We start from the raw sequence: 20,249 nt of genomic DNA, 5'->3' as shown, positions 1-20,249 counted from the left end.
GGGAAAACCTTTCCTCTTCATACGGTTGCCGCGCGTCTGTGGCCTTGCTGCCATGCCCCCTCGCATGCCAGTAACTCTGACGTCCCTTAATCGGATCGGATGCCCATGACTCCCACGCCCGCTGCCCAGCCTCGCCTCATCGTCGTCATGGGTGTTTCGGGCGCGGGCAAATCCACGATCGGCGAGGCCCTGGCCGATCGGCTCGGCGTTCCCTTCATCGACGCCGACAATCTCCACCCTCGCGCCAATGTCGAAAAGATGCGCGGCGGCACGCCGCTGGTCGATGCCGATCGTTGGCCGTGGCTCGAAATCGTCGCCGACGCCATGCGCAACACCGCCGACACGAATGGCCGTGTCGTCTGCGCCTGTTCGGCGCTCAAGCGCGCCTATCGCGACTGCCTCGCCACGCGGGCGGGCGAGCCCGTCGCCTACCTGCTGCTTCACGGTGAGAAAGCGGTGATCGCCGCGCGCCAGGCCAATCGTCCCGGCCATTTCATGCCCGCCGCCCTGCTCGAAAGCCAGTTCGCGACGCTGGAGCCCTTCGCCGCCGACGAGCACGGCATCGTGCTCGATGTCGCGCTGCCGATAGACGAAATCGTCGATCAGGCTGAAAAGGCGCTGAGCTACCGCCGCTCGACCGAATAGCCGCGGTCTTCGAGCAGGGTCGGGATCGAATCCGGGCCCACATAATGGCCCAGCCCCACCGCCACCAGCGCGGTGCCCTCGCCGCCCAGGATGTCCTCGATGCCGTCGGCAAAACCGTGATTGCGGTTGACGAACAGCTCCTCGTAAAAGACTTCCATCTCCTGGGCGATTTCAGCAGTCTCCGCTTCGAGCCCGGCCAGATCGCCATCGATCCAGCTTTCGAGCTGGACCACCAGATCCTCCCGCGCCTCGTCATATTCGACGATGGTCTCGCGCAGCACATCGAGCTGCACGTCCTCGGGCATGCCCGCGAGCACCTCGAACTGCTCCTCGAACGTCTCGAACCCGTTGACCGGAATGCCCATTTCGTCGGCGCGGCCCTTGATGTGGAGGTCGATGCCGCCCTGCGGATCGAAACCGGCTTCCATCAACATCAGCGCCGAAATCTGCAGATAGGCGAACCACGGACGCAAGGCGTCGAAACTCTCGAGCGGCACCTGATGCCCGGCAAGAATGGTTTCGAGCTGGCTCATCTCGTCTTCGCTCAGAAGCGACGACAGCGGCCGCTCCGGCGACACCCCCGACTGCATGATCAGAGTCCCGATGTTCGCCGGCGGCTCGAAACTATCGAGTTCGAGCCAGACCCCATCGACCTCTTCGAGGATGGCGGTAAGCTCGGGGCTTTCCCAATCCACCCCGTCGCGCATCATGTGCACGGTCCCCACCATGTAGACCGTCGAATCCTCGTCCTCGACCACCCAGATCGGAGGTTCGGGCGATTGGGCGGCGACGGGCGCGGCGGCCGATCCCAGGGCCAGCGCGGCAGCCATCGTCAACGTGCTTCGTCCGAACTTCATGTGTGTGCTCCTTGCGTGCGGTCGGGGGTCAACCCATACATCAAGAAATGGTTTCGCAAAGTCTGGACGGCAATTAATATGGTCCCATGACCCTCGCCCAAGCCATCAGCGCTCCCTGGCAACAGCCCTACAAACGTCGCTGGCTTGCCGCTGCGGGCTTTGCCGTGCTGGCCATGGCGACCGTGGCCATATGGGGCAGCGGATACGCGCATCGCTTCTATCTCGACGAGGCCAACGCGCGCGGCACCAACACGCTGCGTCTGGCGCTTGCCGTGCTGCGCGGACAGACGGCGCGCTATGAGAACCTGCCCGAAGTCATCGCCAATTTCGAGGAGATCGAAGCGCTTATCGCCGATCCGGGCAATCCGGAGCTGATCGATGAGGTCAATCTCTACCTCAAGGAGATCAACAGCCAGTTCGAATCCTCAGACATCTATCTGATGGCCGATGACGGCACGACCATCGCCGCCTCCAATTTCGACACCCCCGTGCCGTTCGTGGGCGAAAACTTCCGCTATCGCCCCTATTTCTACGATGCCATCGATGGCGGCGAGGGCCGGTTCTTCGCGCTGGGCACCACATCGTTCAAGCGCGGCTATTATTTCGGCGCGCCGGTGGTGATCGATGGCGAACCGCGTGGCGTCGTGGCGGTCAAGGCCGATGTGGATTCAATCGAAGAGACTTGGCGCGGAGGCGATTTCGAGATCGTCGTCACCGACCCCGAAGGCATCATTTTCATGAGCAGCCATCCCGGCTGGCTCTATAATTCCCTGCTGCCGCTAACCCCCGAGCGCATTGCCCGCACCGCCGAAACCCGCCGCTACGCCGAAACCGAGTTGCGGGAACTGCCCTACACCGAGGCCAACGACGACCAGCACCGCCTGATGCGCATCGAGGAACCGGAGACCGCGGGCGAATATCTCGTGGTTTCCGAGGCCATGCCAGAGGCCGACTGGAGGGTGAGCGTGCTGCTCGATACCGCCTCGGCCCGCGCCCAGGCGGCGACTACAACCATCATCGCGGTTCTGGCCATTGCGCTCGGAACGCTGGCCGCCGCCATCTATATCCAGCGCCGCGCCCGATTGCGCGAGCGCCTGCACCTCCAGCGCGAAACCAAGGAATTGCTCGAGCGCCGCGTGGCCGAGCGCACCGCCGAACTGGCCAGCGTCAACCTCAAGCTCGAAGAGGAGGTCGCCGAGCGCCGCGCCACCGAGCAGATGCTGCGCAAGACCCAATCCGATCTCGTCCAGGCCGGCAAGCTCGCGGCGCTCGGGCAAATGTCGGCCGCCCTCAGCCACGAGTTCAACCAGCCCCTCGCCGCCGCCAAGAACTATGCCGATAACGCCTTGGTGCTGATCGAACGTGGCCGGATCGAGGATGCACGGGTCAACGTCAACCGCATCTCCGGCCTTATGGATCGTATGAGCGCCATTTCCCGTCATCTGCGGAACTTCGCACGCAAGCCCAACGAAAAGCTCGCCCCGGTACCGCTCGAGCAGGTGGTGAGCGATACGCTGGAAATCCTCAATTGGCGCATCAAGGCGGCAGACGTGGACTTGACCGTCGATCTGCCCGGCGAGCCGCTGGAGGTCGTGGCCGGACCGGTGCGGCTGCAACAGGTGCTCGTCAACATCCTCACCAACGCCATCGATGCCGTCGAGACGGGCACCGATCGCCGGATCGCGCTCGCCGCCAGGCGCCAGGGCGAACGGGTCGCGATAACCATCCGCGATCACGGCCCCGGCATTCCTTCCGGCCTTGCCGAGCGTATTTTCGATCCATTCTTCTCCACCAAGGGCGTCGGCAAGGGTTTGGGGCTCGGGCTTTCGATTTCCTACAACATCATCAAGGATTTCGACGGCGATCTTCGCGTCGGGAACCATCCCGATGGCGGGGCGCTCTTTACGGTTGAGTTGCGCGCCATGCCCGGGGACTTCATGACGGAAGCCGCCCAATGAGCGCCGAAAAGATCATCCTCGTCGACGATGAAGACGAGTTGCGCCACTCCACCGCGCAAGCGCTCGAACTGGCCGGTTTCGACGTGCTCGATTTCGCTTCGGCCGAACGCGCCACTCACCTGGCCGGTTTCGGGTTCCGTGGCATTGTCATCACCGACATCCGCATGTCGGGGATGGACGGGCTGACGCTCATGAACCGGTTGCACGAGCTCGACCGCGACATACCGGTGATCCTCATCACCGGCCATGGCGACGTCCAGCTCGCCGTCCGGGCCATGCGCGAGGGGGCCTATGATTTCCTCGAAAAGCCGTTCGTCACCAGCCAACTCGCTGAACTGGCCCAACGGGCGCTCGACTATCGCCGGCTCGTTCTCGAAAACCGCGTGCTCCGGGCCGCCGCCGGCCAGAGCGACGATCTGGAACAGCGCCTTCTGGGCCGCTCCAACGTGATGGTGGAACTGCGCCGCAAGATCCGCACCATCGGCCCCACCGACACCGACGTCCTGATCATCGGCGACACGGGCTCTGGCAAGGAGGTCACCGCCCGCGCGCTACACGACCTCTCCCAGCGCGCCTCCAAGCCTTACGTCGCGATCAACTGCGCGGCCCTGCCCGCCAACCTCATCGAAAGCGAGCTGTTCGGCCACGAAGTCGGCGCCTTCCCCGGCGCCATGCGCGCCCGCTTCGGCAAGTTCGAGCTGGCCCAGGGCGGCACGATCCTGCTCGACGACATCGGCTCGATGCCCATGGACGTTCAGGGGCGCCTCCTGCGCGTCATCCAAGATCGCACCATCACGCGGCTGGGCTCGAACGATCCGCTGCCGCTCGATGTACGTTTCATTGCCACTTCGCGCACTCCGCTGGAGGCCGATGTGGCTGCCGGACGCTTCCGCGCCGATTTGCTCTACAGACTTAACGTCATCACTCTCGAAATCCCCCCGCTGGACGCGCGCCGGGAGGACATACCGCTTCTGTTTCTGCAACTGGTGTCTGAAGCCGCTTCGCGCTACCGGCGCGATCCCGTTTCCGTCCCGCCGCGCGTGCTGTCGGCGCTGGGCGAGCAGCAATGGCCCGGTAACGTCCGTGAACTGCGCAATGCCGCCGATCGGTTCATCCTCGATTTGGGGCTGCCCTTCCTCGACACTCCGCAGGACGATGACGGACCCGACGCCAGCCCCAGGCTTGCGGAACGGGTCGCCGCGTTCGAGCGCGGCATCATCGAGAACGCTTTGATCGCCCATGGCGGCAGCCTCAAGCCGGTATATGAATCACTTGGGCTTTCGCGGAAATCGCTCTACGAAAAAATGCAGAAATACGGCCTCGACCGCGCCCGATATTTCGGCGGGCAAGACAGCGACATCTAATTCACGCGGTCCATGTGGGGATTTCCACCCACCACAGCGCCCAAATGTTACCGTTTCCACCCATCGCTGTTGCACCCACGTTAAAAAACTCGGCTTGCCCCTGCCTGCCCGGTTGCCAGACGCCATTAACCGGTCCCCTTTTCAACAGCACACCGGCCTCGAGGAGCGGCCGGGAAAAATGCTGAATTGATGTCCGTACTCCTGGGAGGAATTTCGATGACGTCACTGCTTCCACGCACCGCGCTTGCGACCTTCGCCGCGCTCGGCCTTATGGCCGGCTCTGCCTTTGCGCAGGACTACCCCACCCAGCCCATCACCTTCATCGTGCCGTTCTCGGCCGGCGGGCCGACCGATACGGTGGCGCGCCTTGTCGCGCAGGCGATGAGCGATGAACTCGGCCAGCAGATCCTGGTCCAGAACGTGGGCGGCGCCGGCGGCACCCTGGGCGCCGGCCAGGCCGCGACCGCCGCGCCTGATGGCTACACCCTGCTTTTGCATCACATCGGCATGTCGACCGCCCCGGCGCTCTATGCCGATCTGCCCTTCGATCCCATTGAGGATTTCGAGCCGATCGGTCTGATTACCGAAGTGCCCATGACCCTTGTGGCCCGCGCCGATTTCGAGCCTGAAACGCTCGAAGAGCTCGTCACTTACATTCAGGAAAACGGCGAAAACGTCATTTACGGCAATGCCGGCATCGGCGCGGCCAGCCAGCTTTGCGGCCTGCTGCTTCAGGATGCCCTGGGCGTGCGGATGACCGAAGTGCCCTATCAGGGCACCGGCCCAGCCATGACCGACCTGCTCGGCGGTCAGATCGACATGATGTGCGACCAGACCACCAACACCACCACCCAGATCCAGGCCGGCGAGATCAAGGCCTACGCCGTGACTTCGCCGGAGCGCCTCGACAATCTGCCCGATATCCCCACCACCAGCGAAGGCGGGCTCAATCTCGAGGTCGGTATCTGGCACGGACTCTATGCTCCCGCCGGAACCGATGCGGCGATCATCGAGCGTCTGACCGAAGCGCTCCAGGTTGCCCTGGCCGACGAGACCGTCATCACCCGCTTTGCCGAGCTGGGCACCGCTCCGGTGACCGAAGGTCAAGCGACACCTGAAGGTCTGGCCGAGACGCTTTCGAGCCAGATCGAGCTCTGGGGCGAAGTGATCGCCGCCGCCGGCGTCACCGCGCAGTAACAATCTACGGATCCCGTTCAAGCTGGTCCCCGGCCCCTCGGGCCGGGGACTACCGTACGGGGCGACAGGCCGGCCCGCGGGCCGCCCGATCATGGAAGTCGCCTGTCCAATCCAGGCGCTCCGGAGGAATACCAATGGCATTACAAGCATCACGCAAGGATTTAGGCGCGGCCGCGATGTTCGTGGCGATCGGCGCCTATTTCGCCCTTGAGGCGATGAATTACGATCTCGGCACGCCGCTGCGCATGGGACCGGGCTTCATGCCCGTGCTGCTCGGTTCGGTACTCGTTGTTCTGGGCCTCGCCATCGCCGTCGTCGGCCTGCGTGGCCCCGATGCGGACGCGCCGCAACCCTTCCCCTGGCGCGGCATCATTTTGATTCTGGGCTCGATCGTCTTTTTCGCCGCAGTCCTGCGTGGCCTGGGCTTTCTGCCCACCGTGTTCCTGGCGGCCTTTGCGACGGCGCTTTCGAGCCGCGACAACAACTGGCTCTCGGCCGCGATCATTGCAATCGCCTTGACCGTGCTCTGCACTCTCATCTTCGTTATTGGCCTCGGGCTCATCGTGCCCTGGTTCGGCCCCTGGCTGCAGTTCTAGGAGCGCGACCATGGATCTCATTTCTTCCCTCGCCCTCGGCTTCTCGGTCGCTCTCGATCCGGTCAACATCCTTTATTGCTTCATCGGTGTGCTGCTGGGCACGCTGGTCGGCGTGCTGCCCGGCATCGGCCCCACCGCCACCATCGCCATGCTGCTGCCGATCACCTTTACGCTCGGCCCGGCTTCGGCGCTCATCATGCTCGCCGGCATCTACTACGGCGCCCAGTATGGCGGCTCGACGACAGCGATCCTCATCAACCTGCCCGGTGAATCCTCATCAGCGGTAACCGCCATCGACGGCTATCAGATGGCCAGACAGGGCCGCGCCGGCCCGGCGCTGGCCACCGCTGCGCTCGGCTCGTTCTTCGCCGGCACCGTCGCCACGCTGCTGCTGGCCTATTTCGCGCCACCTCTCGCCCGAGCCGCATTGAATTTCGGGCCGGCTGAGTATTTCTCGCTGATCGTATTGGGCCTTTTGGTCTCGATCGCCCTGGCGCATGGCTCAATCCTCAAGGCGCTCGCCATGATCGTCGTCGGCCTGCTGCTCGGCATGGTCGGACAGGACATCTATACCGGCACGCCGCGCTTCACCTTCGGGTTCCGCGAACTGTTCCAGGGCATCAATTTCGTCTCGGTCGCAGTCGGCGTGTTCGGCGTCGCCGAAATCCTGCGCAATCTGGAGAACGAGCAGACCCGCCAGGTGCTGGTCAAGACGGTCAAGAACCTCTGGCTCACCAAGGACGATTTCAAGCGCATTGCCGCCCCGGTCGTGCGGGGAACGGTGCTGGGTTCGCTGCTGGGGGTTCTGCCCGGTGGCGGGCACATCCTTTCGGCCTTCGCCTCCTACTCGGCCGAAAAGCGGCTTTCCAAAAACCCCGAGGAATTCGGCAAGGGCGCCATCGAAGGTGTTGCCGGCCCGGAATCGGCTAACAACGCCGCGGCGCAAACCTCGTTCATTCCCCTTATGACCCTCGGCATCCCGGCCCATCCGGTGATGGCGCTGATGGTGGGGGCCTTCATCCTGCAGGGGATCACCCCCGGCCCCAACGTCATCAACGAACAGCCCGCACTGTTCTGGGGCATCATCGCCTCAATGTGGATCGGGAACATTCTGCTGGTTCTACTCAACCTGCCGCTGATCGGGCTGTGGGTGAAGATGCTGACCATCCCCTATCGCATCCTGTTCCCGGCTATCGTGCTGTTTGCCTGCATAGGGTGCTATTCGATCAATCAGAACCTGTTCGATGTCTATGCCATCGCCTTTTTCGGGATCGTTGGCTACCTGCTCATCCGCTTCGGCTGCGAGCCCGCTCCGCTGCTGTTGGGCTTCGTGCTGGGTCCGTTGCTCGAAGAACATTTGCGCCGCGCCATGATCATCTCGCGCGGCGACCCGATGGTCTTCATCGAACGGCCGATCTCAGCAACGCTGCTCGCCCTGGCCGTCGCCGCCATTCTCGTCGCGGTCCTGCCTTCCATCCGCAGGAAGCGCCAAGAGGTGTTCGTCGAAGAAGACTGACAAGGAGCCGCGGTTCACCGCGGCTCTTTTACAATGGGGCACCCTTTCCATTCTATTTATCGTTTCCCTCAGCCACCCGTTTACCGTGCTGCCCGATAGTGGACCGCGAGACGGGCTGTGTTTACCGGTTGGGAGAACCCAAGGCATAGCTTGGCGCTGTCCATAAGTCGTCCTTTGGGGAGAAACGGCAGTGAAGACCCTGACGCGAAACGAGTTGGCGCTGATGCTGGTCTGGACGTTCCGCGATCAGCGGGTGGAATCGGCGGCAAAGCCGCACGGGGATGCACTAGCGCTCTACTGCAACGTCATGGCGCTGCCCGTCGCCGAGGCGGCCACGATCGTCCATCACGCCCGCTCGGGCGATGTTCCCCCTTCCGATCCGGTCGCCCTCGCACGCTGGACGCGCGGCATGATACTGCTGTGCGATATGCTCGCCCAGCCCATGTGCAGCCTCTCCATCGCCGAAGCGGATGGAAAGCCGGCCGGCCTCGCCGCCTGAAGAATTTGGCGCCTCGCGCCATCGCTCCGCCGCATTTCCCGGGCGCTACCTGCTTCATCAACCGTATGACGGGCGCTTGCTCACGTTTCCGTGATCGAATTGCTGCCACACTCGCTGGTTGCGGCCTAAAAATCCTCAAACAATCTCCTTCGGGCGGCCCCTTGCGGGTCCCAACCTCGCCACCCGCCGCGCTCACGCTCTCCTCACGGTTTCGCGATCAGGCGGGATCGGCGACCGGCGGGACCACCGTTGGTCGGACGGAAAAGGCCCGGTTTCGGCCGGCGCCAAGATCACATGGAGCACAGAAACCCATGAACAAGACCGTTATCACTCTTGCTGCCCTTATCGGACTTTCGGCCACCGGCGGTGCTTTCGCCCAGGGCCTCGATTTCGCTTCGCTCGATGCCGATGCGAATGGCGAAATCAGCATGGAAGAGCTGCAGGCCGCAATTCCCGATCTCACCGCTGAAAGCTTTGCGATGCTCGATACGGACGCCAGCGGCGCCCTGTCCGACGCAGAATTTGCTGCCTTGATCCCGGCCACGGAAGCCCCCGCGGCCCCGGCTGCGCCGGCGACCGACGGCATGGCCGCCCCCGAAGCTGCCCCGATTCAATAAAGCTTCGGGCTTGCCGAAGCGCGAGCCCAAAGCGCTTCGATAAGCCGGAAGGGAGCCGCCGCACCTTTACGGGCCGTGGCGGCTCCAATCTTGACCTCCTCCCGATCGGCCGTTCCGCTTGCGCGGAGCGGTCGATTTTCTATAAACCGATCGGCAAAAGAGGAGCTCCGAGATGACCAAGCCCAAGACCATCCTGTTCGCCCTGGCACTCGCGGCGATCCTGGCCGCCTGCTCGGATAGCTCCGAAACGCCACAAGCTTCCGCCGACGCAGCCGCCGCTTCTCCCGAGCCTGCCCCCTTTTATGTCGGCGAGTGGGCTGCCGATCCGGCCTGGTGCACCGACCAGTCCGAGGGCTTTCCCATCACAATCACCGAGACCGAGTTCAACGGCCGGGAGAATGTCTGCGACATGAGCGAGATCGAGCCGACGCCGGAAGGCGGAATCACCGCGCAGCTTTCCTGCACCGCCGAGGGCGATACGGTCGAGGAGCCCATCTCCATCGCCCAGGCCGGCGAGGACATTGCCATTACCTGGCCCGACCGGGGCACCGAAGCGACGATCTTCTCGCGCTGCGAGTAGTCGCGCCGGCCGTTGCCGATTGCCACGCCGAAAAACTTATGAGATGAACGGCCGGCATGCGGACGTGGTGGAATTGGTATACACTACAGACTTAAAATCTGTCGCCCGTATGGGCTTACGGGTTCGAGTCCCGTCGTCCGCACCATTCCCCGGCTCAAGGGGGCGAGAGATAAGGATACTCCCGCACCAATCGCTCCAGCGTCCCCGCCGCGCTCAAGGCCGCAATGGCATCGTCGATGCTGGTGCGCAGGAACGTGTCGGTGGAAAGCAGCAATCCGCCCACAGGCATGGGGTCGAAAGCCAGCGGCTCGGGTGACATGATCGCAAGCCCAGGGCGCTGCTCGGCCAAAAGGGCCGGTCCCCAGATCAGCGCTGCCTCCACGACACCCTGTTCGAGCGCATCGAGGGATTGCGTGTCGGTGCCGAACGGCACCCGTCTCCAGCGTTGAGCCGCCGGCAGCGCGTTATTGAACTGGGTGAAGCGAAAATCGGCGCTCGATGCCAGGGTCGCCGCAATAGGAGCACCTGCCGGCAGATCGGCCAGGCGCGAATATTCCGGGTCGTCGGTGACGAAAACGTATCGGGCCTCGTAGTAAGGGCGCGTTGCCATTGCCCATGTCGGATAGAGATCGGCGATGAGGCGGAACCCGAAATAAACGCGGCAATTGGCGCGCAGATAGTAATAGACGTCGTCGAGAGGCACGCTGGCCCGCGTGTCCTCGATCATGTGGATCACCGGCTCAAGCAGCAACACAGAGGCGATCTCTTCTGCAATCGCCCGATCGATTTCCCAGGCCGGATCACGCGGATCTATGCAGATGCGAAGTTCGTTGGCATCGGAGGGTTGCCCGAACTCTTCCTCATTGTAGAGGAACGGCCGGTCCTGCCCAATGCCAGCCAAGGGAACAAAGGCAAGGAGCAGGGCAGCAAAGAACAGGCGATGCACCATCACACTCTGCCGTTGAACCGGGGCTACGGCACCAGCCGCAGCCCCGGTTGCCGATTATTCTTCCGGTAGCGCGAAGACCCAGAGCACCGAACCGGCCGTAGGGTTGAGCAATTCAGGTGTCAGGGTTGCCAGAGCGCGAGCCTGGCTCGACCCGTTACCGACCGCCACCGCGACATACTGCTTGCCATCGGCCTCATAGCTGATGGGGAAGGCGTTGACCGCATTGTTGGTGCGGATCTTCCAGAGCACATCGCCGGTTTCGTCGTCGAAGGCATAGAACCAGCGGTTCCAGTCACCGGCAAACACCAGTCCGCCAGCTGTCGGCAACACGGCACTGGTGATCGGCGCGCGCTGGCGATAGCTCCATTCGGTCGATTGATCGTTGAGGTTGATCGCGTCGAGCCGTCCGATATTGCCGTCGCTGCCCTCGACCGGCACACGCGCGAAGGTGGCGCGCCCGCCGCCCGTATAGGCCTGGCCCGGATCGAGCGGCTGCGGGGTGGTGTTGGAGCAGAACTCGGCCAGCGGCAGATAGAGCGTTTCGGTGCGCGGGCTGTATGCGGTCGCCGGCCAGCCGCGTCCGCCGGGATCAGCCGGGCAGTTGAACGTGGTCTCCCCGATATGGGGAACGGACTCTTCGTTGATGGTCTTTTCGCCCGTCTCCGGATCGATCGATTCCACGACGTTCTGCGGCACGGTTTCCACGTGCCATAGCCAGCTTCCGTCATTGCGGTCCAGCGCCTCGATGATGCCGAGCTTGCCGGTGGTCACCACCTGCTGGCGCATCTCCCCGTCAACCGGTAGATCGACAAGAATACGCTCGTAGATGTAATCGAGGTCCCATGTATCGTTCGGCAGGTGCTGGAAGTACCATTTGAGTTCGCCGGTCTGCGGATCGAGTGCCAGCGTGGAATCTGAATAAAGGGCATCGTTGGTGATCCCCTCCTCCTCGCTGAGCGGCAGCAGCCCGCTCATCTCGGCAATCCAGGGATAGGGCTGGCCCACACCGGAAAAAATCGTGTTCGATTCCGGATCATAGGTCGCCGCCAGCCATACCGAGGCACCGTGGCGGCTTTCGATCGGCAGTCCGTTCCAGGTGTCGCCTTCCTCGCCCTCCTGGGCGATCGAGTTGAAACGCCAGAGCTCGTCGCCGGTCTCGGGATCGTGGCCGGTGATGAAGCACCCGCCCGGTTGCGCGTTGCCGCACCCGGTCATCCCCTGAACCACCACGCCGTCAGCGATCAGCGGTCCCGATGAATAGCGGAACCCGTCGCTCCATTCGGCGGCCGCCACATCCCAGACCACCTGTCCGGTCGCGAGGTCCAGCGCGATGATATGGGTGTCGGTGGTCGCGACGATCAGCTTGTCCTGATAGATCGCCATGTTGCGCTTGGTTGCGGTATTGCCCGTCCCCGCATCGATCACTTCCTGGGGCAGGTCCCGCACATATTCCCAGAGCAGGTCTCCCGTCGCGCCATCCAGCGCCTGGACCTTGTCGAGGTTGTTGTGGATGAACAGCACGCCATCATGAACGATCGGCGTGGTTTCGGTGGCTCCCGGGGTCAGCGACCAGCTCCAGGCGACCGTGAGGTCGCCGACATTGTCGCGGTTGATCTCGTCGAGCGGACTATAGCCCCACCCATTGTAGGTGCGGCGCCAATGCAGCCAATCCCCGTCGCTGGGATTGAGCAGCATTTCGTCCGTCACATCGGAAATGGACGACAGTGGACTGTCCTCCTGGGCAAGACCATACCCAGCCTGGATCAGGCCGATCATCAATGCTGATGAGGCCAAAAGCACAGTTTTCATAGCAATTTCTCCTCCAGAAACCGGCACCCTCCAGGACCGGGATTTCAATCTTGCACCCGAATTCTCTGGCCGGTCAATCCATGAAAGCACCGCAAAATGGACGGACGTCGCGGGGACTTGCCGCGTCTTGTTTTATCGAGCAGGATGAAATTCGCGCGGCACGGGAAATTGAGGAAGCAGCGCTCAATGGGAGTAAGAACTATGAAATTACACGCCGTTTTCGGCATTGGCCTGTGTTTGGCAAGTTGGCTGCCGCTCTCGGCCCAGGCGCAGGACGAGCCGGCCCAGATCGCCAGCTTCACCGCAGAACAGGTCGCCGCCGGTGAACGCGAATACACCCGGAGTTGCCAGGACTGCCATGGCGCCAATCTGGACGACGGCGAATTCGGCGGACCTCCTCTGATCGGCGTCAATTTCCGGGACAAATGGTTCGACCTTCCCGCCTCCGGGCTCTACGGCTTCACGTCAGCGGCCATGCCCCCTGATCGGCCTGGCCGGTTGAGCGCGGAAACCTACGCCAATCTCGTGGCTTTCATCCTCAGCGAAAATGGGCTGGAAGCCGGCGATACACCCCTGCCGTCGGATATGGAGGCTCTCTCGGAACTCGCGCTGCGCTGAGATTGCCGCCGCCTGGAAGCTGCCATGCAATATTGGCAGGCCAACGCAGGTTGTGCTCACGTGAGATGCTTCCTATGGTTCCCCCGGACGCACGATCCGGGGGACACGATGAGAGCTATTCTCGCCGCCATAGCCGCGACTTCCCTTTTGTCGGCCTGCTCGACCGTCAATCACAGCACAGGATCGCTGCAGTTCAATTTCGACGCCGAGCCGCTGCCCGAAAACCACCTCGAGTTAGCGGCCGACGCGGTACAGGGCCGCGAAACGGACGGTCCTTTGCAAGTCTCGCAGCCGCGCACCATGATCGGCGAAACACCATTCGCCCCGCAGCGCTGGTATGTCTGCATCCGCGGCATCAAGGCGAAGGGGACCCCCGACGAATCCGGCACCATCCAGAGCAAGGTGGAGGATTTGTTCGCCCCAAGGGCTGCATCGGGGATTTATGACGTGGTGGTCATGCTGCGCGGCAACGAGCGCCCTGCGGTTCTCGAGGGTTACGACTCAAGGCTTTGCCGCGACGCGGCATTCCCGCCGTTGCGGGCCTGAATGACCATCAGGCGCTTTCGCCCTTGTAGCTGACCTCGATCCGGTCGAGTTCGCCCGGCTTCATGGTGTCGAGCCATTTGAGGAAGTCCGGGACGTCCTTAAATCCGGCGCGTTTGGCATCCGCTTCGGTCACCTCGTCGGCGGTAATGGGTGTGATGTCGCCAATCTGCAGCACGCCCACCTTGGTCTTGAGCGTCCCGCCAGGCTTGACGGTCCGCCGCCGCCAGCGCCGGAACTGCAGCGTGATCTCGCCCGATTTGATCTTCTCGAGCACTTCGAGCTTGATGAGCATGTCGGTTGTCCCTCTCAGGAGATTTGGGTCCGGCTGAGGCGAAAGCAAACTGCCGCTTGCAGCCCAGCATCACCCAAATCTAGTCGGTGCCACCGGCAATCGGCGCGGCATAGGTAAAGTCCAGATCCCAGGGAAAGAAGATCCAGGTGTCCTGGCTCACTTCGGTGATGAAGGTGTCCACCATCTCGCGTCCCTGCGGCTTGGCATAGACCGTGGCGAAATGGGCGTTGGGCAGCATGTCGCGCACCACACGGGCCGTCGCGCCGGTATCGACGAGATCGTCGATGATCAGCAGCTTCTCGCCCGCCGCGTCGGCGGCCAGAAGATCGGAGTTGATCGATTTGAGGATGTTGATCTTTCCCTGGTTCTGATGATCGTAGGATTTGACCGAAACACTCTCGATCACACGAATGTTGAGTTCGCGCGCGATGATCGCCGCCGGCACCAGCCCGCCGCGCGTGATCGCGACGATGGCGTGAAACGGCCCCTCGCTGGTGAGCCGCCAGGCCAGCGCCCGCGAATCGCGGTGGAACTGGTCCCAGGAAACGGGGAAGGATTTGTTCTGGGGGGTCATGCGTAGGGTTCCTTGGGCAAAACGATGTTCTTTTGGGCGTGCAGCCGATCCACAAGCGCCTGCACCTCGGCAGTCGCAGCTTCGAGGCGCTCCACGTCATGGCTGCGCATCACCAGAAAGGTCATGACCGACGCATGGCCCATCTGCGGATAGGAGCCGATCTTGACGTCGGGGTAACGCGACTGGATTTCGGCGAGCGGATCACCGATCGCCCCCTCGCCCACTCCGGCCGGCACCGAGCGGCTCTCGACCTTGCGGCCGCCCTTGAGCGTGGGAGCGATGGCTTCGAGCATGGCCTGCATGATCTTGGGCACGCCAGCCATCACATGCACATTGCCGATCCTGAAGCCGGGCGCCGCGGTGACCCCGTTGACGATCAACTCGCCACCCACCGGAACGCGCGCCATGCGCAGCCGGGCCGGTGTCGGCTCGGTACCCATTTCGGCCCACCGCGCTTCGAGCATGGCCCGCGCCTGTTCGTTGATCGGCAGGTCCACCCCGAACGCCTTGGCGATGGCATCGGCGGTGATGTCGTCATGGGTCGGCCCGATGCCGCCGGTGGTGAACACATAGGTATAGCGCTCGCGTACCGCGTTCACCGCCTCGACAATGGCGTCGATCTCGTCGGCAACCACGCGCACCTCGCGCAGTTCGATCCCCAGATCGGTGCAGAACTGGGCAGTGGTCGCGATATTGACGTCGCGGGTGCGACCGGAAAGAATTTCATCGCCAACGACCACGAGGCCGGCAGTCACTACGGTTTCATTCATGGACACGATGCTCTAGATGAAGCGCCATGGATGCCCTTCCCGCCCTGCAAAATCAAGCAAATCGGTAAGTTTATGCACTTTTCCAGTCCCCTGGTGCGCGGAACTCTGGTGAAACGCTACAAGCGTTTCCTTGCCGACGTGATCCTCGAAACCGGAGAGGCGATCACCGCTCACTGCGCCAATCCCGGCGCCATGACCGGGCTCAACATGCCCGGCCTGCCCGTATGGCTCTCAAAGTCCGATGATCCCAAACGCAAGCTCGCCTATTCCCTTGAACTGGTGGAACTCCCGACCGGCATCGTGGGCATCAATACCGCCCACCCCAACCGCATCGTCGCCGAAGCGCTCGCCGCGCGCGCCATTCCCGAGCTCGCCGCCTATGATTGCGTGCGTCCCGAAGTCCGATACGCCGAAAAAAGCCGCGTCGACTTCCTGTTGACCGGCGAGGGCCTGCCCGACTGCTATCTCGAGGTCAAGAACGTCCACCTCGTCCGCGCCGCCGGCCTTGCCGAGTTTCCCGATTCGGTGACCCTGCGCGGCGCCCGCCATCTCGCAGACCTCGCCAGCATGGTCCAGGCCGGCCACCGCGCCGTCATGCTCTACCTCGTCCAGCGCGGCGATTGCACGCGGTTCAGCCTCGCCGCCGACATCGACAAGACCTATGCCGCCGCCTTCACCTCCGCCCGCGCCGCCGGTGTCGAAGCGCTCTGCTACGCAACGGTGATCAGCAACGAGCACATCACGCTCGGCGAGCCCCTTCCCATCAGCCACTGAGGCGATTACCTTTCCTCCAGCTCTTGGAGAATCCCATGACCACCTATGTCGAAGCGACAGCCAAGAAAAAGCGCATGCCCGGCGTCATTCCCCTGCACGGGGAAGACGGCTTTGCCGGCATGCGCAAGGCTGGCGCTCTCACCGCCGAAGCGCTCGATCTTCTGACGCCGATGGTCGAACCGGGTGTCCCCACCGCCAGGCTCGACCGCTTCATCTACGAATTTGCCCGCGACAACGGCGCCATGCCGGCAACGCTCAACTATCGCGGCTATCGCTACTCCACCTGCACCTCGATCAACCATGTCGTCTGCCACGGCATGCCGTCCGAGCGCCCCCTGCGCGAGGGCGACATCGTCAACATCGACGTCACCCTGATCGTCGATGGCTGGCACGGGGATTCGAGCCGCATGTATCCGGTGGGCGAGATTTCCCGCAAGGCCGAGCGGCTGATCGAGATCACCTATGAAAGCCTGCGGCTGGGCATCGAAGCCGCCCAGCCGGGCAACACCACCGGCGATATCGGCGCGGCCATCCAGCGCTACGCCGAAGGCGAGCGCGCTTCGGTCGTGCGCGATTTCGTCGGCCACGGCCTGGGCCGCCTGTTCCATGACGAACCCAACATCATGCATTTCGGCAATCCGGGCACCGGTGTCGAACTCAAGCCGGGCATGATCTTCACCATCGAGCCGATGATCAATCTCGGCCGCCCGCAGGTGAAGATCCTCAACGACGGCTGGACCGCCGTTACCCGCGACCGCACGCTTTCGGCCCAGTGCGAGCACTCGATCGGCATCACCGAAACCGGCAACGAGATCTTCACGCTCTCCCCGCGCGGTCTGTTCAACCCATTGGCGGCCCGTCAGAATCGATGACGCGGAAGCGGGGGGCGGCCGAAATGGACGGACTTGCGGAAGCCCGGCCGCATTATCACGGGCATCGCGACCGCCTGCGCGAGCGCTTCGCCAAGGGCGGCGCGGGAGCCTTGCAGGACTATGAGCTGCTGGAGTTGCTGCTCTTCCGCCTCCTGCCCCGCCGCGACACCAAGCCCATCGCCAAGGCGATGCTCGACCGCTTCGGCAGTTTCTCCGAAGCTATCGGCGCCCCGCCGCATCTGCTCGAGGAGATAGACGGCCTTGGGCCCACGGCGATCACCGATCTCAAGGTCATCCTGGCCGCCGCCCAGCGCATCGGCAAGGACGCCATCCACAACCGCCCGGTTCTGGGCTCATGGACCGAGGTGATCGATTACTGCAAATCCTCGATGTCCTATGAAACGGTGGAGCAGTTCCGCATCCTGTTCCTGGACAAGAAGAACAAGCTCATCGCCGACGAGGTGCAGCAGACCGGAACCGTCGATCACACGCCGGTCTATCCGCGCGAGGTCATCAAACGCACCCTGGAGCTTTCCGCCACCGCGCTGATCCTCGTCCACAACCACCCCTCGGGCGATCCCGCGCCGTCCTCGGCCGACGTGCAGATGACCCGCCAGATCGCCGATATCGCCCGCCCACTCGGCATTACGGTGCATGACCACATCATCGTGGGCAAATCCACCCACACATCGTTGCGCGGCATGAAATTGTTTTAATAGCCGCCTCACCCGAACTGGTTCAGCACCTCGAAATTGGCCTGCATCCAGAAGGCCAGCCGCGTGAAATTGCCGGTGAGAAACAGGATGCCCACAACGACGAGCAGCGCCCCCATGACCTTTTCGACGGTCTCGAGGTGCTTCTTGAAGCCATCGAAAAACGATAGGAACGGCCCCAGCGCCAGCGCCGCCAGAATGAACGGCACGCCCAATCCCGCCGAATAGACCGCCAGCAGCCCCGCCCCTTCCCAGGCTGTCTGCTGGTTGGCCGCCACGGTCAGGATCGCCGCCAGCACGGGGCCGATGCACGGCGTCCAGCCGATGGCGAACGCCAGCCCGAGCAGGAAGCCTCCGAGCGGTCCGCTGGCCATCTTCGGGCCCTCCATCCGGAACTGGCGATATAGCCAGGAAATCCGGAAGATTCCGAGAAAATGCAGCCCCATGACGATGATGACGATGCCCGCCAGGGGCATCAGCACCGGCAGCGCGCGGCGCAGCGCTTGCCCGAAGAATGTCGCTGTGGCGCCGAATGCGATAAAGACCAAGGAAAAACCAAGCACGAAGGCGAGCGCGGTGATCGCCGTCCGCCCATAAAGCTTGCCGCCGGCCACCCCTTCCTCACGCAGCCGCTCGAAGGTCGCGCCAGACATATAGGTAAGATAGGCCGGCACCAGAGGCAGCACGCAGGGGCTGAGGAAACTCAGTATCCCCGCCCCGAACACCACCGGCAATTCGAATCCGAACATAGCTGCTCCCGCGTAAAGCTGGCCGCACTTCTATCGGCTTGAGCGGAATCCGCAATGCGTAGCCCGGTCGCATCGCGGCTAAGTGAAGCCATACGCACCGATAGCCCATCCCTCTCCCGCCCTGTAATCTGGCCACGAGGGAGAATCGCATGCACATCGTCTTGCTCACGGCCATTGCCATGGTTGCGTTCGCAGCCAATTCCGTGCTCGCGCGCCTTGCCCTCTCCTCCGGCTCCATCGATGCGCTGAGCTACACCGGCATCCGCCTCGCCTCCGGCGCGCTTCTTCTCTTCGCTATGGTCCAGTTCAGCAGGCGCAACGGCAGCCTCCGCCCCTTGGGCGGCAGTTGGGCGGGAGCCGCCGCCCTATTTTCCTATGCCATCGCCTTTTCCGTTGCCTACCTCATGGTAGGCGCGGGCATGGGCGCTTTGATCCTTTTTGCCAGCGTCCAGATGTCCATGCTCGGTTGGGCGATAGCCAAGGGAGACCGGCCCGGCGCCCTCGAATGGCTCGGCATCGGACTGGCCATCGCCGCGCTCGCTTATCTGGTTTTCCCCGGCCTCACGGCGCCCATTCCCTTGGGCGCCTTACTCATGGCGATAGCGGGCGCCGCCTGGGCCGCCTATTCCCTCATTGGACGCGGCTCGAAATCGCCCCTTATCGACACCGCCGGCAATTTCATCCGCTGCCTGCCCCTCGCTCTTCTTCTTCTCGCACTCGGATTGGCAGCGGCAACGCCCTCGGCCCCAGGCATTCTTTACGCCGTGCTTTCAGGCGCCATTGCCTCGGGCCTCGGCTATGCTGTCTGGTATCTCGCCCTGCCCCGCCTCTTCCGCATCACCGCCTCCACCGTGCAGCTCACGGTGCCGGCAATCGCTGCGCTGGGCGGGGTGCTGCTGCTCGCCGAACCGATCACTCTGCGCCTTGCCCTTGCCTCTGCGGGCATCCTCGGCGGCGTCGCTCTGGCCCTTTTCGCCGCTGAGCGCCGCAAACGCTGAGGATTTAGACCTTTGGGGACTGGGATTCCTCGCCCGCGCATACTAAGAAGCGCCCAACCCACCGGCAGCGCGGAACTCATCATGGTCCATCCCATCAAGATCGCCCCCTCGATCCTTTCAGCCGATTTCGCCCGCTTGGGCGAGGAAGTCCGCGCCATCGACGAAGCTGGCTGCGACTGGGTGCATGTGGATGTCATGGACGGCCATTTCGTCCCCAACATCACCATCGGCCCGCTGATCGTCGAGGCCATCCGCCCGGTAACAAAGAAGATCCTCGACGTGCACCTGATGATCGCCCCGGCCGATCCCTATCTCGAAGCCTTTGCCAAGGCTGGCGCCGATATCATCACCATTCACGCCGAAGCCGGCCCGCATCTCGACCGCTCGCTCCAGGCCATCAAGGCTTTGGGCAAGAAGGCCGGCGTCGCGCTCAATCCGGCAACACCGGTTTCGACCATTCAGCACGTCCTTGATAAGCTCGACCTTATATTGATCATGAGCGTCAATCCCGGCTTCGGCGGGCAGGCTTTCATCCACGAGGCAATCAGCAAGGTGCGCGACGCCAACACGCTGATCGGCGATCGCCCCATCGAGATCGAGGTGGATGGCGGCGTCGATCCCACCAATGCCGGCAAGCTGGCCGCTGCCGGCGCAACGGCCCTGGTTGCCGGTTCGGCTATCTATAAAGGCAACGATCCGGCCACCTACGCCGCGCGCATCGAAGCCATTCGCGACGCCGCTGCTGCAACGACCTGA

At 63.2% G+C, this 20,249-nt stretch carries 23 protein-coding genes and 1 tRNA gene; 17 read left to right on the top strand and 7 right to left on the bottom strand.

The window, feature by feature from the left end; translation table 11 throughout:
* Positions 1 to 105 precede the first annotated feature (105 nt).
* On the top strand, positions 106 to 645 hold the full coding sequence (locus tag NO934_RS14895; protein ID WP_309160754.1) for a gluconokinase: 540 nt from the start codon (positions 106 to 108) through the stop codon (positions 643 to 645).
* Here the strand turns inward: NO934_RS14895 and NO934_RS14890 are convergent.
* Positions 624 to 1,502, bottom strand: a complete 879-nt coding sequence (locus tag NO934_RS14890) for a TraB/GumN family protein (protein ID WP_309160753.1) — start codon at positions 1,500 to 1,502, stop codon at positions 624 to 626. The genes NO934_RS14895 and NO934_RS14890 overlap by 22 nt on opposite strands.
* A gap of 86 nt (positions 1,503 to 1,588) precedes the next feature.
* On the opposite strand from NO934_RS14890, the gene NO934_RS14885 reads away from it, so the two are divergent.
* The 9 genes from NO934_RS14885 (at position 1,589) to NO934_RS14845 (ending at position 9,974) form a co-directional block, all read left to right on the top strand.
* Positions 1,589 to 3,460, top strand: a complete 1,872-nt coding sequence (locus tag NO934_RS14885) for a sensor histidine kinase (RefSeq protein ID WP_309160752.1) — start codon at positions 1,589 to 1,591, stop codon at positions 3,458 to 3,460.
* Positions 3,457 to 4,824: a sigma-54 dependent transcriptional regulator gene (locus NO934_RS14880; protein WP_309160751.1), complete on the top strand. Its 1,368-nt coding sequence runs from the start codon at positions 3,457 to 3,459 to the stop codon at positions 4,822 to 4,824. Before NO934_RS14885 ends, NO934_RS14880 begins: the two co-directional genes overlap by 4 nt.
* A gap of 216 nt (positions 4,825 to 5,040) precedes the next feature.
* Positions 5,041 to 6,021 carry a tripartite tricarboxylate transporter substrate-binding protein gene (locus tag NO934_RS14875; protein WP_375143259.1) on the top strand — a complete coding sequence of 327 codons (981 nt, stop codon included), beginning with the start codon at positions 5,041 to 5,043 and terminating at the stop codon, positions 6,019 to 6,021.
* A 134-nt stretch (positions 6,022 to 6,155) separates the two neighbouring features.
* Positions 6,156 to 6,617, top strand: a complete 462-nt coding sequence (locus NO934_RS14870; RefSeq protein ID WP_309160750.1) for a tripartite tricarboxylate transporter TctB family protein — start codon at positions 6,156 to 6,158, stop codon at positions 6,615 to 6,617.
* A 10-nt stretch (positions 6,618 to 6,627) separates the two neighbouring features.
* Positions 6,628 to 8,133 (top strand): tripartite tricarboxylate transporter permease, encoded by a 1,506-nt coding sequence (locus NO934_RS14865; RefSeq protein ID WP_309160749.1) that lies wholly within the window; start codon positions 6,628 to 6,630, stop codon positions 8,131 to 8,133.
* Positions 8,134 to 8,323: 190 nt separating this feature from the next.
* Complete coding sequence (locus NO934_RS14860; protein ID WP_309160748.1) at positions 8,324 to 8,632, top strand: hypothetical protein; 309 nt, start codon at positions 8,324 to 8,326, stop codon at positions 8,630 to 8,632.
* A 311-nt stretch (positions 8,633 to 8,943) separates the two neighbouring features.
* Positions 8,944 to 9,249, top strand: coding sequence for a hypothetical protein (locus NO934_RS14855; protein WP_309160747.1), 306 nt, complete (start codon positions 8,944 to 8,946; stop codon positions 9,247 to 9,249).
* A gap of 172 nt (positions 9,250 to 9,421) precedes the next feature.
* On the top strand, positions 9,422 to 9,829 hold the full coding sequence (locus NO934_RS14850; protein ID WP_309160746.1) for a hypothetical protein: 408 nt from the start codon (positions 9,422 to 9,424) through the stop codon (positions 9,827 to 9,829).
* A 58-nt stretch (positions 9,830 to 9,887) separates the two neighbouring features.
* Positions 9,888 to 9,974, top strand: a tRNA-Leu gene (locus tag NO934_RS14845).
* 9 nt (positions 9,975 to 9,983) lie between these two features.
* On the opposite strand, the gene NO934_RS14840 is transcribed toward NO934_RS14845, so the two are convergent.
* The gene (locus tag NO934_RS14840; RefSeq protein ID WP_309160745.1) at positions 9,984 to 10,778 is read right to left on the bottom strand and encodes a transporter substrate-binding domain-containing protein; all 795 of its coding nucleotides are present in this window, start codon (positions 10,776 to 10,778) and stop codon (positions 9,984 to 9,986) included.
* Between the two features lie 54 nt (positions 10,779 to 10,832).
* Positions 10,833 to 12,587 carry a PQQ-binding-like beta-propeller repeat protein gene (locus NO934_RS14835; RefSeq protein ID WP_309160744.1) on the bottom strand — a complete coding sequence of 585 codons (1,755 nt, stop codon included), beginning with the start codon at positions 12,585 to 12,587 and terminating at the stop codon, positions 10,833 to 10,835.
* A gap of 201 nt (positions 12,588 to 12,788) precedes the next feature.
* Between NO934_RS14835 and NO934_RS14830 the strand changes: the two genes are divergently transcribed.
* Both NO934_RS14830 and NO934_RS14825 read left to right on the top strand, forming a co-directional pair.
* Entirely contained in the window at positions 12,789 to 13,205 is a 417-nt protein-coding gene (locus tag NO934_RS14830; protein WP_309160743.1) for a cytochrome c, read from the top strand.
* 108 nt (positions 13,206 to 13,313) lie between these two features.
* A complete protein-coding gene (locus NO934_RS14825; protein WP_309160742.1) occupies positions 13,314 to 13,751 on the top strand; it encodes a hypothetical protein in 438 nt (145 codons plus the stop codon).
* A gap of 7 nt (positions 13,752 to 13,758) precedes the next feature.
* On the opposite strand, the gene NO934_RS14820 is transcribed toward NO934_RS14825, so the two are convergent.
* From NO934_RS14820 to NO934_RS14810, 3 genes are all read right to left on the bottom strand, one after another.
* Positions 13,759 to 14,043 (bottom strand): hypothetical protein, encoded by a 285-nt coding sequence (locus NO934_RS14820; protein WP_309160741.1) that lies wholly within the window; start codon positions 14,041 to 14,043, stop codon positions 13,759 to 13,761.
* Positions 14,044 to 14,122: 79 nt separating this feature from the next.
* On the bottom strand, positions 14,123 to 14,617 hold the full coding sequence (gpt, locus tag NO934_RS14815; RefSeq protein WP_309160740.1) for a xanthine phosphoribosyltransferase: 495 nt from the start codon (positions 14,615 to 14,617) through the stop codon (positions 14,123 to 14,125).
* Positions 14,614 to 15,387 (bottom strand): molybdopterin-binding protein, encoded by a 774-nt coding sequence (locus tag NO934_RS14810; RefSeq protein WP_309160739.1) that lies wholly within the window; start codon positions 15,385 to 15,387, stop codon positions 14,614 to 14,616. Before NO934_RS14810 ends, gpt begins: the two co-directional genes overlap by 4 nt.
* Positions 15,388 to 15,459: 72 nt before the next feature.
* Here NO934_RS14810 and sfsA point away from each other — a divergent pair, with 72 nt between their 5' ends.
* Genes sfsA through radC form a run of 3 tightly spaced genes read left to right on the top strand, consistent with a single transcriptional unit; the run spans position 15,460 to position 17,749 of the window.
* Positions 15,460 to 16,161 carry a DNA/RNA nuclease SfsA gene (gene sfsA, locus NO934_RS14805; RefSeq protein WP_309160738.1) on the top strand — a complete coding sequence of 234 codons (702 nt, stop codon included), beginning with the start codon at positions 15,460 to 15,462 and terminating at the stop codon, positions 16,159 to 16,161.
* 35 nt (positions 16,162 to 16,196) lie between these two features.
* The gene (map, locus tag NO934_RS14800) at positions 16,197 to 17,033 is read left to right on the top strand and encodes a type I methionyl aminopeptidase (protein ID WP_309160737.1); all 837 of its coding nucleotides are present in this window, start codon (positions 16,197 to 16,199) and stop codon (positions 17,031 to 17,033) included.
* A 23-nt stretch (positions 17,034 to 17,056) separates the two neighbouring features.
* On the top strand, positions 17,057 to 17,749 hold the full coding sequence (radC, locus tag NO934_RS14795; protein WP_309160736.1) for a DNA repair protein RadC: 693 nt from the start codon (positions 17,057 to 17,059) through the stop codon (positions 17,747 to 17,749).
* Between the two features lie 8 nt (positions 17,750 to 17,757).
* Here the strand turns inward: radC and NO934_RS14790 are convergent, their stop codons facing one another.
* Positions 17,758 to 18,495, bottom strand: coding sequence for a cytochrome c biogenesis protein CcdA (locus NO934_RS14790; RefSeq protein ID WP_309160735.1), 738 nt, complete (start codon positions 18,493 to 18,495; stop codon positions 17,758 to 17,760).
* Between the two features lie 149 nt (positions 18,496 to 18,644).
* Between NO934_RS14790 and NO934_RS14785 the strand changes: the two genes are divergently transcribed.
* Both NO934_RS14785 and rpe read left to right on the top strand, forming a co-directional pair.
* Positions 18,645 to 19,493: a DMT family transporter gene (locus NO934_RS14785; RefSeq protein ID WP_309160734.1), complete on the top strand. Its 849-nt coding sequence runs from the start codon at positions 18,645 to 18,647 to the stop codon at positions 19,491 to 19,493.
* Positions 19,494 to 19,574: 81 nt separating this feature from the next.
* Entirely contained in the window at positions 19,575 to 20,249 is a 675-nt protein-coding gene (gene rpe / locus NO934_RS14780) for a ribulose-phosphate 3-epimerase (protein ID WP_309160733.1), read from the top strand.

Origin of the sequence: Pelagibacterium sp. H642 (assembly GCF_031202855.1) — a bacterium.
In the GTDB taxonomy this organism is placed as follows: domain Bacteria; phylum Pseudomonadota; class Alphaproteobacteria; order Rhizobiales; family Devosiaceae; genus Pelagibacterium.
The sequence above is the reverse complement of the archived record's forward strand: the minus strand, read 5'-3'. Positions and strand labels throughout refer to the sequence as shown.